Below are 15,662 nucleotides of genomic sequence, written 5' to 3' on the forward strand. Positions count from 1 at the left end.
TCCTCAAATATTACTTCGAATTTTGAATTACAAACGCACTAACATCACTTAAAACATCTTTGACGAATGCCCGCTTTCCAAATAATTCTAATTTAATTAAAAAACCAATCCCGGGATTCATAGCACTAAAGTGCTTACTTTTCAATAGGCCGTGTTCTGCTTCTTGATATATTTTTAATTGGTAATTATCAGTATTATGTGTTGAAAAAATACGCTCATACGTTTGATGAGATTCTTCAAAGTCTACATTCAAATCCTCTGCACCAAATACACCAAAAATGGGGCATCGAATATTTTTTAAATCTTGCTCTGCATCACTTGAAATATTTTTTTTGACAAAATAAAATCGCTCCTCGCTCATAAAGTCGCAGTCCTCTTCTTGTTCATTTTTACATTGTTCTTTCTGATATGTCACATAGTCGGAATAGGTACTATTCGCATTAAAAAGATTGAAATCAATTTCATTTTGTCTTACCCCTGCTTCAATCGCGTCTTTATTAGCACCTTCCAACTCCATTCTTGTTCGAGTTAAATAGTTGCTTTGTCGTTTCCAATTAATCGCACCGGATACACTAATGATAAAATCAGGATACTTCGATAAAGTCACCACTTTTGGCATTACCCATCCTGCTTGACTAAAACCCATTAATCCTATTGAAGAAAAATTAAAACGAGGATCTGCTTTGATAAAGTCAATCGCGGCAATTACTTCATATGCTCGGTCTTCCATAGATTGATTGAGCCATTTTCCAGTACTTTCGCCTATGCCTTTTTTATCCCAAGACATGCTTGCAATACCTTTTTTTGCTAATTCATTCCAGATATGTTCGTAATAGCCGTAGGCATCACGTCCTAATTCTCCGTCACCATGAACAAAGATGACCAGAGGCGTTTTCTCTCCAAGGCTAAACTTTTTCTTGGGTAAATTCACGACTCCTTCAATGGTATCTGATTGAAATTGAAAATGGATAACTTGACTTTGGTAATTCGTTTTCCCCCACAAGAAAGTAGTGGCAACTAGGAGTAAAATTATGACGATAATTATTTTTGATATTTTATTCATTGTATGTATGTTTTAATTTTAGTTATGCACTTACTACGTTTGAGTTCTGAAATAAATTCAATTAAAAATTAAATCTTACTTCTAACTGAAATCCGAAATTTCTATTGATCCCTTTAGACGTTTGCCAATGTTGAAAAACTCCTGCTCCAATCACGATTCCAAACTCTGTCCAAGGAATTGCCTTTATTTGTTTATGAATTGAAGGGCAAAGATATTTTGCAATAAAGAATAAAGTGAACCTCCCTATAATGTGAAGCAAAAAAAAGTGTCTTACTTTATCGGGAACACACTACTAATACTATTAAAGTGCTTGTATACAAGTAGTTAAGTAAGTAAAAAAAGCGCATTCAATATACCTGAAAAATAATTAATCATGTATACCCTTGTGCTGTTTACTATCCGAAACTATCGTGATTACTGCTTTTCTGATAAAAAGATAGGAAATAAACCACTATGACTGGAAGTCCATAGTTTAATAAAGAATGAAATTCTTTCTAGCATATCTAATATCCAGTTACTTTTCTGAATGGGCTTAACTTTATGGTGCTCAAGATATTCTTGAACCATCTCATCAGTTAACTGGCCAGTAATCCACGCCCCATATCCTACTTCCCAAAAATGTCTACCCCAATATTGCTTATTCAACTTGGGAAATTCCTTCTGTATTAGTCGAGAAGAGCGGCCTTTCAATTTCTTTACCAAAATACTTACACTCAATGAAGGTGGGTACTCAACATGCATGTGTACATGGTCCTTACTCACAACTCCCTTTAGAATTTGTACATTCTCAGAATTGCATATCTGTATCAACAAATCTCGACAGCGATGCTGTATATCGCCTTGTAAAACAGAGTAACGATATTTTGTCGCCCATACTATATGACAACTCAAATTAGTTATTGAGTGGGAATTCTTGCGGTAGTTTGACATCCAACAAAACTAAAAAAATTTATAGAAACTAAAGTAACTGCAATGAAATTGCAGGGTTTTAACCTTTAACTAGATAATAAAATCTAACAAGAGAATGCTGTATATTTCAAATGTATAGTTTCTGACATTTTAATAGATGAAACAGACCTATTCAAAATTTAGCATCTAAAGGAATCATTAATAGCGAATAGCGTTTGACCATTGAAAAATAAGGAATAAAGCCACCTGAAAAAAATCTCATTATCTTCTCGGAATAAAAGGAGGTTTATTAGTATCAAGCAAAATACGAACACAACAACGGAAGATTAGCAAGTGAAGTTTTTCAGGTCGAAAAAAAAGCGTTGGCAGTTTGCATTGGCTTTCATCCTGTAATTTTTCGCATGATATACTCCAGGGGGCCTTTTTTAAATTTCATGCACCAAATATGAGAAAAAAATATAATTACAACGCTAAAAACAATCGCATAAACTATGGTAAATTCAATAGAAAATGCAAACTCTAATTTCCTAAAAAACAATTTTATAGCCAGCATTCCAATGATAACGTGAAAGAAGTAATTACTTAATGAAAGCTGTCCTGTGCTTACCATCTGCTTTATAAAAAGGGTATGCGATAATTTAGTACTAATGTATATGGATATTGAAATAATAAAAACAGCTAAACTAGAAGCTGTAATCATATAAAAAAACATTGGTGGCATTGGTGTTGTTCCTAAAAGATAGGTAAGGTCCGATGCTTTTGTTGGCGATAATTGACTTAGATTATCAATTAAAAATAGTGAAATACTTTTAAAAACAAGAAATAGTGTAAGAGAAAATAGGCTTACTCGCTTTCTTACCTTCGCATTATTAAAGTTTATCCTTCCAATCCAAATGCCTGTTAGAAGAAAAGCAATCCAAGGGAAAACAGGATGAAAGCCATTCAGAAAAAAATTGCGAAAAAATCCGTTTACGGTATAGAAATCTGTGTATTCTAAAGTAGTCCAATCCCAACCTGCTTCATAATTAAAGAATAACAGGAAAGCAGAATAAGCTATTATTAACAAAAAACTTAGTGTTTGTAACCAGTTGCGGGAGACAGACAAAAACAAAATTCCTATTGGTAAATACAGACCATAATAATGTAAAATATCGCCAGGCCAAATAGAATAATAGCTCAAGCCTAAAACCAAAAGGAATGCAGCTCTTTTTAATAGGATTGTTTTTACTTTTCTTATTTCGCCAACATCATTTTTAGCTTTTGCACTTTGATACATTAAAGTCATACCAACACCCACAAGAACTACAAAAAGAGCCGCTGCTTTACCCGATACTAATTCTACCAACTGATACAAATAAGCATCAGTTTCTACTACCATCACGGTCTTAAAATTCACGAATATCATTCCAATGATAGCGAGACCTCTTGCAAAATCATACCCTAAAATGCGATGCGTTTCACCTGTCATTATTCTTTTGTTGTATAATGAATATCAACACCGTCCATTTCTTTAATGTCAATATTCAAAACCATTTTATTCATTGATAGCTTATCAATAAAAAAATTTATAGCTTCTCCTTTATCATTAAACATAGTAAAATAGTTTTTCTCAGTATTGAAAGTCCATTTTCCTGCTGTTTTTATCCCCTCATCCAAACCCATATAAGTCATATCGCTTTTTAGCAACATATAATCGTTCTTTTCTTTTTCCTCAGGTTCGTAATCTACCCACATAACTTCATACTTTTCGAGATACCACTTTTTACAAAGTGTTTCTGTGTTTAAAGTTTGTGAAAACCCACTCGTATATAAAAGGGTAAGAAGTACAGATGTTAATAGTATTTTCTTCATGGTATAAGATTTATAAAAAATTAGTATTGAATAACTCGATGAATCTATTTCTTAATTAAGGTGGTAAATAAGACAGGGATCACCACCAATGTTAAAATTGTTGCTACAATTAAACCAAACATAAGTGCTACTGCTAAGGGAACAAACATTTCGTTGCCCGATAGCGAAAGTGGAATAAGAGCCATTACGGTAGTTGCTGTGGTGACCATAATTGGAACAAATCGCTGATTGGATGAATCTCTACTCGCTTCGATAATACTCATTCCTTGCTCTTTGGCCCTGTTAATGAACGTAATGAGCAATATGGCATCGTTTACAACAATACCTATCAAACTGGCAATTCCTAAAATTGCGGTAAATGAAAAGGGCTGACCAGTAACAAGCAACCCTGCAATTGAGCCAATAAATGCCAATGGCAAAGTGAGTAGTATTACAAAAGGTTGTGCAAATGAATTAAATTCAATCATTAAAATAATATAGACAAGGAATATTGCAGCAAGTGCAGCGAAGCCTATGTTTCCAGAATCTTTTTTAGATGCTTCCCGCTCTCCATTGAAGGTAATATCCGTTCCACTTGTATTTAGTTTTGGTAAGATTTCAAATTCAATAATATCGGCAATTTCGGTAGCACTATAACCCTCTTTTGCATCGCAAAATACGCTTATGTTTCGTTCCTTATTGGTATGCCTGATGACAGGATATTTCTTCTCAATTTTGATATCTGCTATTTGTTTTAGCAGGATTTTTTGTTGAGTTTGTGACGAGACAATTCCCAAATTCTCAAGCTCGGAAATAGAAGATATATCACCCGAAATGTTCACAGGGAATTCGTTTCCATTTTTCCTATATTTTGTCAGTTCGCTGCCCATAAGAGCCAAATTAATTTGCTTTTGAATATCGTATTGGCTTAAACCTAGCGACGCTGCTAAATTAAAATCAATATCGGCTACATATTCGTATTTCGCATTACTTATGCTCGTCCCAATTTTATAGGCTCCTTCAAGGTTTCGAAGTGTGTCTCTTATCATTTTTGCAACTTCAATATTTCTATCAATATTATCGCTCGAGATATCGAGTAGCACTGCACCACCCCCCGAACCCGACAAGCTTAATAAGCGGGTTTGAACAGAAGCTCCTATAATTTTTTCGTTAAATTGATTTTGTAAATAGGCTGCCAGTTCTTTTTTATTGGTGAACTTTTCGCTCTTATCCATATCAAAATCAACTTTAATTTGTGCATATTCCAAGGATTGCACATTTACTTCCATCAGTTGATAAAAGCGAGGCAATGGTTTACCAATAGATGAGGTATATGATTTTGTTTCGGGTTGTTGTTGTATAATATGCTCTATTTTTTCAACAACATTTTCTGTATTTTCTAGACTAAAACTTTCGCCAGAAATATCAATATAAAGCGTTTGCTTATCTGCTGGGGGGAAATATTCCTCATTGAGAAACCGCACTGATATAAAAGCTACTATTAATACTACAAAACTAATGGTAAGTGTTGCCTTTTTATAGGTCAAAGCTTTGTCCAAGAAATTAATAAAGAACATTCGCAAATAATTTTTCCTTATTTTTTTCTCTTTAGACTTTCGTGCAAATAATACGGTTAAGGCTGGTATGACCAGCATTGACACAAAATAGGAAGCAATTAAGGAAATAATTACAATTTTTGGTATGGCACCCAACAAATCGCCAGCAGCACCAGGTAAAAATAATAAAGGCGAAAAAGCCGCAATAGTGGTTAATGTTGCCGAAAGTATTGGTTTTGCAGTTTCTTTTGCACCCAGATATGCGGCTTGTAATTTATCTTTTCCTTTATTGAGGTGTTCTTGCACTGCTTCTACCACAACAATGGCGTTATCGACGAGCAAACCCAAAGCAATAATTAAAGCCGTTGTAGATATTTGGTGAACCTTTAAATCGAAAACCCACATGGCGATAAAACTGATAAGTATTGAAAGCGGTATAGCCACCGAAACAATAATTGCATTTCTGGAACCCAAAGCAATAAAAACCACAATCATCACAAAAGCAATACCCTGCAAAAGATTCATCATAAAATCAGAAATTGATTTATCTATGCTCTCTGGCTCAAAAGATATTTCATCAATAATTAAATCATCAGGGAAATCTTGTTTTGTGCTTTCAATTCGTTGTCGCACATCCTTACCTATTGGGATAATATTCTTCCCAGATTTAAAGAAACCTGCCAGCAAAACCGCATTTTTTCCATTTTGTTTGGTTTTGTATTTTACATCTTTACTTTCTACTATTTTTACAGTAGCTAAGTCTTTAAGCCTTACAGAACTGCCATTTTCTGTAGAGGTATAGAGTATTGTATTTTCAATATCCTTTACAATTCCGAATGGGCTAGTAATATTCACGTTTATCTGGCCATTTTCAGTTTTAATTGCTCCAGCAGGAAAGGTAACATTCTGAGCTTTTATTATGTCTGCTACATTTTCAATCGAAATTGGATATTTCTGAAGTTGAGCAATATCAACCTTAATTTCAATTTCTTGTGGAATTTTCCCAATCAGTTCAAAACGAGTAACTCCATCAACTTTGGAGAGTTGCTTCTGAAAAACTTCAGCATAGGCCGATAATTGTTCATAGTTATAGTTTTCGCCGGAAAAACTGATGATCATTCCTGCAGTTTCAATCAGTTTTGTGTCTATGTAAGGCTTATAGGCCTCTTTCGGAATACTACTATCAATATCATTAATAACTCTTCTGAGTTCTTGCCACGATTTTTCTACCTCAGCGTCATTGGTTAAGGATACGACAACAATAGAAGCACTATTAAAGGAATAGCTCTCTACTTTATCAAAACCTGAAATCTCATTAACAGCATTTTCAATTGGATTCGTAATAAGTTGCTCAATATCTGTTAGGGATGCACCCGGATAAATGGTCGTAATCATGGCAACAGGCACTGCGATATCTGGGTTTTCTTGTTTTGGTAAAAGAGTGTAAAAATAGAAACCAACGATGGCAACAGCAATTGCGATAAACAAGGTAATCTTGCTCTGTTTTATTGGAGCTGATAGAAACGATGTTTTTAAATTTTGATTTGTTTTATTCATGATTTCTATTTAACAATTTTTACTTTATAACCCTCTTTGATACTTGCCGCTCCCTTAGTAATTAACTTATCGTTTTCTCTTAGGCCAGAAACCCGAACTTCTTCGCCCGAAAAATCAATAATTTGAACTACTTTTTTTCTTAATCTGTTGTTCTCTGACAGATTCACAAAGTCTTGCCCATTGTTTGAAATATATTTTATGGGAATCCAAATTCCTTGAAGCGTGTCGGTTTCAAAATATATTTTTGTGGTAAGCCCAATACTTGCTTTTATGGAACTATTATTTGAGAAATCAATTTTAACAGTATGCCTAAAAGTCTGAAAATCCGGAAGTGTAGCTATATAATTTACCTGACCATTTACTTTCTGATTTTTAATTTCAACGATTACTTTTGTGCCTTTTTTTATGATTTCCAAGTCTTTTTGCGACAATGCCGTTTCTGCAAATAATCCTTTGCCTTGAATAATTATGGTTTCTGCTCCTGCATCAATAAGTTCTCCAACTTTTGGTAAAATATCAGAAACAATTCCGTTGGATTGAGCAATAAGTGTCGCTTGTTTAAAATCTTCATTTTTTGCATCGCTGTTGATTTTACTTTGTTCCCAATCTTTATATTTTAGATCACGGTTCAGTTTTTCTTTTTCGATATCTGTTCCCGACACCCCTCCTAATTTAAATACTTTATCAAGGTTTTGACAATATTTTTTGGCTTCTAAATAGGCACTTTCAGCTTGTTTTTCTTGGTTCTTAGCTACATTTAAGGCTAAACTGAAACCTTTTGTTTCTAATTGCATCAATTTAGTGCCTTTTTTCACAAACTGATTTTTACTGACAAAAATTGATTTTACTCTCCCAGGTGTCAGAAAGCTGTAGTTGATAATTTTAGAGCTTACTATTCCAAAATATTCAATCTGACGAACTCTTTCTTTGTTTTTTAGAATTTCAATTTCAACAGGAAATTCTAGTTCTGCTATCTGTTCTTCATTTACATCATCGCAAGAAAATAGTGTAAAAATCGCAAGGAATAGCAATGAGGAAGTAAAGGGTTTTAAACTAAATGTTTTCATTTTTTATTTTTTTAGTAATTAGCAATTGCGTTGTTAAAATCAATCTGTGTGCACTTAAAATTATAAATGCTGTTGTATAAATTTATTTCAGCTCTGTTATAATCGTCACTTATATTTCTTAAATCAATTTGAGATATTAAACCGCTTTTTGCCGTTTCAACAGCAATTTCATAAGCTTTCTTTGCTGTTTCTCCTGTTGATGTAGCTGCCTGTATGGTTTCATATTCTTCTGATAATTTCAATTCTAGATTTTGAATTTCAATAGTCATACTCATTTTGGCTTCTTGTTTTTCAAGTGAAGTAATATTAGATACTATCTTTGCCTTACTTACTTGAGATTTTCTAAAACCACCCGAAAAGATTGGAACAGTGAGTGTTACCGCTGCATATATAATTTTATTCTGATTATCTTGAAAGGTCCATTCATCTGAACTACCAAAATAACTGTAACCTGCTCTAAAGTCTAATGTTGGATAATACTCCGCTTGCTTATTTTTAATATCTAATTCTTGCAAATAAGTATTGGCTTCCAATAATCGGTAGTCTATCCTATTGCCAATTACATCTTCTGAATTTACTGTAGAATCTTTTAATTCATATTCTGCTAAATCGTAATCTAATACAATGTTATCCTTTGGGTTTATTCCTGCAATTAATTTTAAATTTCCTAAAAGCATTAAATAATTTCTTTTTGCTTTTAGGGAATTTGGTAATTCTTCTTCCCAGCGTATTTTAGCTTGCAACAAATCCAATTCAGATATTAACTGATTATCATATTTATTTTTAGACGCTATGTAGTTTTCTTTTGCATGTAACTCCGATACCTGACTAATTTGGTATACATTTTTAATTAATACGGTTTGTAAGAAGGCTTTTTTAGCTTCAGCAATTATCTTGATTATCCGGTCTTCATTTTGCAATCTTCCAATGTTAGAAAACTGTCGTGCTGATTTTAAATTGTAAATATTTCTAAGGCTAAATAAGTTTTGTTCTAACAAAATATTAGCCTGAAACTCGTTATTAAAATTTGTTTTGAATCTTTGCACTATTTGAGGAACATCACCTGTAACAGGGTCAATATTTTCAAAATCTGGAGCCTCAAAAAAGATGAATTGATCGTTTAAATTACGTTTTACTTCAGTTTGTCCATTTATCTGTGGCAATAATGCCGACATAGCCTCTTTAATTGATAAGTCTGCTAATCGACTCTCTTTTTCAGAGATTTTTATTTGCAGATTATTTTCACGAACTGTATTCACAAATGTTTCTAGATTGTAAATAGTTACATTGCTTTGCGAAAAAGAAAACTGTGAAATAAAACTTATCGTCATAATAAATAAGCTTTTAATAAGGGTCCCTTGAATACTAAATAATTTCATTTGCTCACATTGTTAAGTTTAAAACAATGCAAAGGTGCGATGCAAGAAAGAGCAAAAAAATTTAAAGGGCTTAAGGCTAAACTATAGGGATAAGAAAGTGATCTTTGGGCTATTTAGGTGTTCGCCCCATCAGTTGGGGTGAAAGGCTCCTTATACCATTAATTGATATACAGACAGTTACGGTTTTGTGGTAAATTTATTAAATTCAGAAATGTAGCTTTTTGATATAGGAATTGTTAGTTCCGAAACCTGATTTAATTTTAAATTATAACCAGATGATGTCTTTTTTGCAAGTTCGATATTGTTGGTATTTACAATGAATGACCGATGACAACGTATAATAGGGGTATTCCTGAAAGTAGGTTCCAATTTTTTTATAGAGTTTCTTAATAAAGACTTTGACAGTACACCATTTTCTAAAAAATTAACTTCTACATAATTATCCGCAGATTGTATAAAAAGTAGATTTTCTGTTTTTAAAACTAGTTTCACAATCTCATTTTCGTCTTTAAGGGTAATGTCTGGTAAGATTTTTTCTACCGATTTATGTGTGCTATTTTCATTTTCTAAATTCTTGATTATATCTTTAATGTGAATGTAACTCACATATAAAAAATAAGGGGGGAGCATAATTAACACATACGCCAAAAGGTTGTCAAACCAAACCGTTATAAGATTTCCTGTAAAATCCTTATCTAAAACTTCAAAGACAAACCAAACTGACGCCACAAAGACTGCTTCTAAAAGAAACCAGAAAAACAAGGAAACAACAGTAAACCTATTTATATTAAATAAAACTCTGATAACAAATTGAGATAATAGCAAGACAACAAAAGCTAAAGTCATCGCTATAAATAATTCAATAAAGACGTCTTCCTTTGTACTTGATTTTTCGTAATATAAACCAAACGGTTCAAAAAAGTTGAGAAATACAAAAGCTATGAAAACAGAAAAGGCGACAAGATAAAACTTTCTATTTGTAGAATTTAGGTCAATATCAGATTGTATGTATTTTCTAATCCGTTTCAAGTCAAGTTTTATGAATTACTTTTTAATATCGTAAATGTATAGTATTATTATTATTTCTTGAGGTAGAGAATTTATACTCTTTTATAAATCAAGTAAGAAACTGCCACTTAATAACCCAAGGGAGTGTAATTTGCATAGGCTTCTTTTATTGTCCTAAAAGGGCAAAAATGGAATGGCAAAACAAAATCTTTCCAGTCAAACAATTTACTAAATATATGTTTTAATTCACGCCACAATATTTCTAATCTATATACTATTGTTTATACGTCTGGTCTAATACCAATTTAGTTTATAAATGTTGCATTGAAGTTTTGAATTATACTACGACGTAGCTCAGCTCAAGTTTTTATTTAGTTGAGGAAAAAAATACAGGCATAGCCGTAGTTACTGTAATTATTTTTGATAAAAAGCAGGAGAAAAAAGCCTGTGCTGAATTCATATCGGTAAAACGATTTATTGCGACATTATAAGTTTAATTTGGTATAAACCTATTTCGAGATTTTCTCAGGCTATGGTCTATTGGAAAAATCATGGCAATCTGCAGGAGTTTTCATTCTTAAAGATTTATAAGATCTACTATGATTATATTCTTTTGCAAACTGATTTAAGATACGTTGTTGGGCTTTCAAATCAAATGCTCAGTGGTTTGAAGCAAGCTGCCTTTAAACCGTGTGGAATACGCCCCATATCGTCCGTTATGGTCTGGACGTGCTGGGTAGTTCACTAAAAATGTCCTCAGGACATTTTCTTAAGGCTACGCCCTGTAGCTTTTGACTGGAGGTAGCAACTTCTCTGCTTGACACATTTTTTGAGGACACCTCATCGATGGTTCACTGAAGTTTATCTTGAACTTGACGAAAGGTTCAACTTCTTTACACATAACTTGCCAACCTAGTGGATTGGATTATACTTAACGCTCAATACCAAGACTATCAATCAAATCACCTTGGGGGGGTTTAGAACCATTGCCTATACAACAACTCTGATGGATTTACCATCATCTTATCTACAGCATTCAACCATTTTATTTATTGCCATGGTTAATTCTTGGCGCACTATGGTTTGGTGAGTGTAAATTATAAAATTATTTTCGGATTAAACACGAGCCGAAATTTTAAATTTTTCTTATTATCTTTTTTTATCAATAAGCCAAATTAAAAAGATTTAGCGGACTTAGTAAATGTGCCAAAACTTTGGGTTAAGCACCTAAACCCTCATTAAACATAGCCCTTGTTGGCTTGAGTTCTAGTTATTATTTAGCTCCAAATTTCATTACGTACTTTAAGTATAATGTTCTACCTACATTCGTCAAAGAATACTTTCCATTATTCATGTTTTGTACAACTAATCCAAATTTTACAAGACTATAGATAAATTCATCAAATTTAGTCTCATCTTCAAACTCCCCTTTTGCTAAATCATCTTTCCATATCCAAAGGAAGTGAAGCAAATTCAGATCCTCATCACCAAGTTTTTTACGAAATTCATTAATCTCATCAACATATTCTTCAGCAACTTCTTCAGGTTTTATTTTCTCAGATTTTAATAGTTGCTCTAACTCATAAATTGAGAGACCAATTGATTGTAATTGATCTTTGTCTTTTATTTCACTTAATTGTTTTCGGCTCTAGTTTAATACAGCTATTATATGTATATTTAGATTATGAACATAGATAATCTAAAAGAGGAAATACTATCACTATCCACTCTAGATCGTGATAATCTGTTAAAGGATATTACAGATTCACTTGAGCATAATCAATTGGTTGAGCGGGCTTCCCGTCGCCATATTTTAGATAATAAAATGGGCGGATGCCCACATTGTTTACATGAAAAATATGTTCGTTTTGGAGTTGACAAAGGCTCGCAGCGCTATAAGTGCAAGTCTTGCAATAGAAGCTTTACTGAATATACTGGCACTTGGATGGCGGGACTTCAAAGAAAGGATATGATTTCATCTTATTTAAGTCTTATGGTTCAAGAAAAAAGTTTAGATAAAATAAGTTCAGAATTAGGCATCAATAAAAAGACAGCCTTTGATTGGCGTCATAAGATATTAGCTTCATTCGATACTAAAAATGACGATGACCAAGACAACTTTACAGGTATTACAGAGAGTGACGAAACCTTTTTCCTAAGATCAGAAAAAGGTATGGAGGTAAAAGATAGGGAATCAAGAAAAAGAGGCGGTAAGTCTAAAAAGAGAGGTATAAGTAAAGATCAAGTTGCGGTAATTGTAACACAGGATAGAAAATCAACATTAGACCTTAGCGTGGCTAAACTCGGTCGAATAGGAAAAGTAGATATAGAAAATGCTATCGGTAAACGTGTTATAAAGGATATAACCATATTGTGTAGCGATGCCCATCACAGTTATAAAGGGTTTGCCAAAGATAGCGAAACAGAGTTCCACATCGTAAATGCATCAAAAGGAGAAAGAGTAAAAGGAAAGTATCACATACAACACGTTAATTCTACTCACAATAGAGTTAAAAAATGGATTGAAAATACCTTTTGGGGAGTATCAACAAAATATCTACAACAATATATGAATTGGTATCGAATAAAGGAAAATATAAAGTCTAGAAGCGATAGAGCCAACGCCTTTGTGGAAGAAACAATTGCTCTAGGTACATTGAAACGGTATAATCAAATCGAATCTAGATATGAAAACTTAATATCAACGCAGACCTAAACTAGAGCCTTGTTTTCTTAAATCCGAATTTTCTTTAGCTAGTCTAGCTAATTCCTCGGCTAAATTTCCCGTATTTATATCTTCACTTGCTCTCACCCATCCGATTAGTTCTTTTCGTCTCTCAAATTCAGATATAGTCTCATGTACTGCCAATTTAATGTCTTTATTATCATCAAAGAATTTTATCATTTTTGCCATGACTTCTTTTCTAAATTCAGCAAGTTTATGAGGATTAATTTTCTCAATAGCATCACTCCCTTTTTCTTTTATTTTAGCTTCATTTGCCTCATCGCTAATAACTACTGCAAAAAAGGGTTTACCTAAACTTATAGCGTATTCGTATTCAAGCTGAGTATAACTTTTACCAGTCACTGATTCTATGCTTCAATATCTTCCTCCTAGTATAAGTAAATAAACATCTGACTCTTCAATCCATCTTTTTATTACTTTCATTTGTGATTCATCACCAGCTGTGAACAATTCCATTCCAGCAGGTATATGTCCACAGGAAAGTACTGCTTGTACAGCAGCTTGCCGTTCTTCAATTAGATCAATAAAAGTTGATGAAATGAAGACTTGTAACTTTTTATTTTTCATTTATGTTTTTTTTGTAATACAAGTTGATATTAAATTCTGACATATTCCTCGTGATCGATCTTCAACAGAAATTTTCTTCATGAAACAATAAGCATTGCAGCTAACGTATCGACATCGAGTAGACAAGGGGAATTTCACCCCAAGCCTCTCACAGAACCGTGCTTGAAAGTCTCCCCTCACACGGCTCTTGTTGTACAAATCTAAGCGATAATGTTTATCTGAGAAAAGTTCCAATGGTAAAACAAAGTAGGAAATTGCTTTCTTACCGTTGCCAACCATTTGTACCCTTTCCTAATACTGGTTTTATAACGCTTATACCTTTTCCTTGCCCACCAAACTAATCGTTTACTTAGTAATCGAAAGACTTTTGTAAGTTCATACATCTTAAATTTACCATAGTAACGCACCCATCCCCTAATCATTGGATTAAGGTATTGTGCCACTCCTACAATGCTTTTAAACGTAAGTTTATTTACCTTGAGTTCTTCGAGCTTGTCTGCGATTCGTTTTCTTGAACTAATACTTATAGCACAATCATAACCTAAAAATAGCTTTCTCTTTTTCTTAGAATAAGCTGTTCTTGGTTGAAAAGAGTATCCCAAAAAATCAAATCTGACCATTGGGTGATTTTCTTTTCTTCTGTAATCTCGGCAATAGACAATTTTTGTCTTTTTAGGATGTAATTCTAATCCTACCGATTCCATTCTTTGATGTACTAATTGCAGTATTTGTTCCGCATGAGCTTTTGTATTACAGTGTAATATCACATCATCGGCATAACGAGTGAAAACTACATTTTTGTCTACCTTTTCCAACCATGTATCAAAAGCGTAATGCAGAAAAAGATTTGCCAGTAAGGGACTGATTACTCCGCCTTGTGGCGTTCCTTTTCCTTTCCTTTGGGTCAGTTTTCCAGACTTTGTAACAACGGGTGCTTCCAGCCATCGTGTGATGTAGAGTTTAACCCAATTTTCAGGTACATGTTTCTCTACTGCAAGCATCAGTTTGTTATGGTCTATATTGTCAAAGAAACCTTTGATGTCTAAGTCAATTACCCAGTTTTTCTTCCAACAGTTCTCTCTTACCCTTGATAATGCTTGATGAGCACTTCTCTTTGGTCGATAGCCGTAAGAATTTGGACTGAATACTAACTCTAATCTTGGTTCAAAAAACATTTTAACCACCATTTGCCCTACTCTGTCACTAATAGTGGGTATACCCAATTTACGGATTGTACCGTCTTTCTTTGATATCTCTACTTCTTTGACAGGTGGGGGGAAATAACTCCCTGATGCCATCCGATTCCAAAGTTTGTAAAGGTGTTTACTGCGGTTGGCATCAAATTCTTGCATACCAATAGCATCTATTCCCGCACTTCCTTTGTTGGAACGCACTTTTTGATAAGCCTCCCAAACCATTAGGCGACTTATCGGTATTGATTTTGTTTCATTCCATAAATTCATCCTCACATTTTGTAAGTTGATTCGTAAAATGCAACTGTACAACTTAACCCCTTTGCTCCAGTTTCATTACAAAACCTTCTTCACTACTACGGATTAATCTGCCTCTGCTTATAACTTCGGTATTCTATCTCTCGATTGTTTCGATTGTATATTTCCCTTTGACTTGTAGCGAATCCTAATGCGGTAGCCTTACACAAGTCTATCATTCATAAGCAGTTTCCCAAGTTCCGTAAATAAGCCTGAATAAAGTTCTTGCCATCTGAATGACGCCAGTCTTACAGAAAATAAATAGGTTATCTCTGTAATTAATAGTATCAATACTATTACTTTTCACTCCATATCATACTTCGTAGCTTTTGACTGGAGGTTCCTACTTCTCGACACCTCTTCAATGGTTCACTTTAGTTCAACTCCTTTATTCGTACCTGCTAATCTCCAGGACTAGATTCTCCTAAACGCTCAATACCAAGACTATTAATCAAAGCACCTTTAGGTGGTTTAAAGCCATCGCCTATAC

At 33.6% G+C, this 15,662-nt stretch carries 13 protein-coding genes and 1 pseudogene; 1 reads left to right on the plus strand and 13 read right to left on the minus strand.

What is annotated here, in order from left to right; genetic code table 11:
* Nucleotides 1–10 precede the first annotated feature (10 nt).
* The 10 genes and pseudogenes from P700755_RS06725 to P700755_RS06765 all read right to left on the minus strand — a co-directional run bounded on the left by P700755_RS06725 (nucleotide 11) and on the right by P700755_RS06765 (nucleotide 11,840).
* On the minus strand, nucleotides 11–1,063 hold the full coding sequence (locus P700755_RS06725; RefSeq protein ID WP_015023967.1) for an alpha/beta hydrolase family protein: 1,053 nt from the start codon (nucleotides 1,061–1,063) through the stop codon (nucleotides 11–13).
* Between the two features lie 61 nt (nucleotides 1,064–1,124).
* Complete coding sequence (locus tag P700755_RS19890) at nucleotides 1,125–1,322, minus strand: hypothetical protein (RefSeq protein WP_157609263.1); 198 nt, start codon at nucleotides 1,320–1,322, stop codon at nucleotides 1,125–1,127.
* Between the two features lie 278 nt (nucleotides 1,323–1,600).
* Nucleotides 1,601–1,993, minus strand: a pseudogene (gene tnpA, locus P700755_RS06730) (IS200/IS605 family transposase); the annotation flags it as partial.
* Nucleotides 1,994–2,354: 361 nt separating this feature from the next.
* Complete coding sequence (locus tag P700755_RS06735; RefSeq protein WP_015023969.1) at nucleotides 2,355–3,440, minus strand: DUF418 domain-containing protein; 1,086 nt, start codon at nucleotides 3,438–3,440, stop codon at nucleotides 2,355–2,357.
* The gene (locus P700755_RS06740; RefSeq protein ID WP_015023970.1) at nucleotides 3,440–3,823 is read right to left on the minus strand and encodes a hypothetical protein; all 384 of its coding nucleotides are present in this window, start codon (nucleotides 3,821–3,823) and stop codon (nucleotides 3,440–3,442) included. Before P700755_RS06740 ends, P700755_RS06735 begins: the two co-directional genes overlap by 1 nt.
* Before the next feature lie 44 nt (nucleotides 3,824–3,867).
* The gene (locus P700755_RS06745; protein ID WP_015023971.1) at nucleotides 3,868–6,915 is read right to left on the minus strand and encodes an efflux RND transporter permease subunit; all 3,048 of its coding nucleotides are present in this window, start codon (nucleotides 6,913–6,915) and stop codon (nucleotides 3,868–3,870) included.
* Nucleotides 6,916–6,920: 5 nt separating this feature from the next.
* On the minus strand, nucleotides 6,921–7,982 hold the full coding sequence (locus P700755_RS06750) for an efflux RND transporter periplasmic adaptor subunit (protein WP_015023972.1): 1,062 nt from the start codon (nucleotides 7,980–7,982) through the stop codon (nucleotides 6,921–6,923).
* A gap of 11 nt (nucleotides 7,983–7,993) precedes the next feature.
* On the minus strand, nucleotides 7,994–9,361 hold the full coding sequence (locus P700755_RS06755; protein ID WP_015023973.1) for a TolC family protein: 1,368 nt from the start codon (nucleotides 9,359–9,361) through the stop codon (nucleotides 7,994–7,996).
* Nucleotides 9,362–9,538: 177 nt separating this feature from the next.
* A complete protein-coding gene (locus tag P700755_RS06760) occupies nucleotides 9,539–10,390 on the minus strand; it encodes a LytR/AlgR family response regulator transcription factor (protein WP_015023974.1) in 852 nt (283 codons plus the stop codon).
* A 1,252-nt stretch (nucleotides 10,391–11,642) separates the two neighbouring features.
* A complete protein-coding gene (locus P700755_RS06765; protein ID WP_015023975.1) occupies nucleotides 11,643–11,840 on the minus strand; it encodes a hypothetical protein in 198 nt (65 codons plus the stop codon).
* A gap of 213 nt (nucleotides 11,841–12,053) precedes the next feature.
* Here P700755_RS06765 and P700755_RS06770 point away from each other — a divergent pair, with 213 nt between their 5' ends.
* Nucleotides 12,054–13,085 (plus strand): IS1595-like element ISPto1 family transposase, encoded by a 1,032-nt coding sequence (locus P700755_RS06770; protein WP_015022784.1) that lies wholly within the window; start codon nucleotides 12,054–12,056, stop codon nucleotides 13,083–13,085.
* Here the strand turns inward: P700755_RS06770 and P700755_RS18675 are convergent.
* From P700755_RS18675 to ltrA, 3 genes are all read right to left on the minus strand, one after another.
* A complete protein-coding gene (locus P700755_RS18675) occupies nucleotides 13,071–13,457 on the minus strand; it encodes a hypothetical protein (protein WP_051007943.1) in 387 nt (128 codons plus the stop codon). The two genes, P700755_RS06770 and P700755_RS18675, sit on opposite strands and share 15 nt — an antisense overlap.
* Nucleotides 13,458–13,469: 12 nt before the next feature.
* Nucleotides 13,470–13,682, minus strand: coding sequence for a DUF4062 domain-containing protein (locus P700755_RS18680; protein ID WP_051007944.1), 213 nt, complete (start codon nucleotides 13,680–13,682; stop codon nucleotides 13,470–13,472).
* Between the two features lie 200 nt (nucleotides 13,683–13,882).
* Nucleotides 13,883–15,145, minus strand: a complete 1,263-nt coding sequence (ltrA, locus tag P700755_RS06780; RefSeq protein WP_015023976.1) for a group II intron reverse transcriptase/maturase — start codon at nucleotides 15,143–15,145, stop codon at nucleotides 13,883–13,885.
* Nucleotides 15,146–15,662 lie beyond the last annotated feature (517 nt).

Origin of the sequence: Psychroflexus torquis ATCC 700755, assembly GCF_000153485.2 — a bacterium.
Taxonomy (GTDB): Bacteria; Bacteroidota; Bacteroidia; order Flavobacteriales; family Flavobacteriaceae; genus Psychroflexus; species Psychroflexus torquis.

What these genes read in the sequence shown, in the direction of transcription:
- P700755_RS06725 (WP_015023967.1), bottom strand. Translation starts at nt 1,063, where the DNA reads ATGAATAAAATATCAAAAATAATTATCGTCATAATTTTACTCCTAGTT.
- P700755_RS06735 (WP_015023969.1), bottom strand. Translation starts at nt 3,440, where the DNA reads ATGACAGGTGAAACGCATCGCATTTTAGGGTATGATTTTGCAAGAGGT.
- P700755_RS06740 (WP_015023970.1), bottom strand. Translation starts at nt 3,823, where the DNA reads ATGAAGAAAATACTATTAACATCTGTACTTCTTACCCTTTTATATACG.
- P700755_RS06745 (WP_015023971.1), bottom strand. Translation starts at nt 6,915, where the DNA reads ATGAATAAAACAAATCAAAATTTAAAAACATCGTTTCTATCAGCTCCA.
- P700755_RS06750 (WP_015023972.1), bottom strand. Translation starts at nt 7,982, where the DNA reads ATGAAAACATTTAGTTTAAAACCCTTTACTTCCTCATTGCTATTCCTT.
- P700755_RS06755 (WP_015023973.1), bottom strand. Translation starts at nt 9,361, where the DNA reads ATGAAATTATTTAGTATTCAAGGGACCCTTATTAAAAGCTTATTTATT.
- P700755_RS06770 (WP_015022784.1), top strand. Translation starts at nt 12,054, where the DNA reads ATGAACATAGATAATCTAAAAGAGGAAATACTATCACTATCCACTCTA.
- P700755_RS18680 (WP_051007944.1), bottom strand. Translation starts at nt 13,682, where the DNA reads ATGAAAAATAAAAAGTTACAAGTCTTCATTTCATCAACTTTTATTGAT.
- ltrA (WP_015023976.1), bottom strand. Translation starts at nt 15,145, where the DNA reads ATGAATTTATGGAATGAAACAAAATCAATACCGATAAGTCGCCTAATG.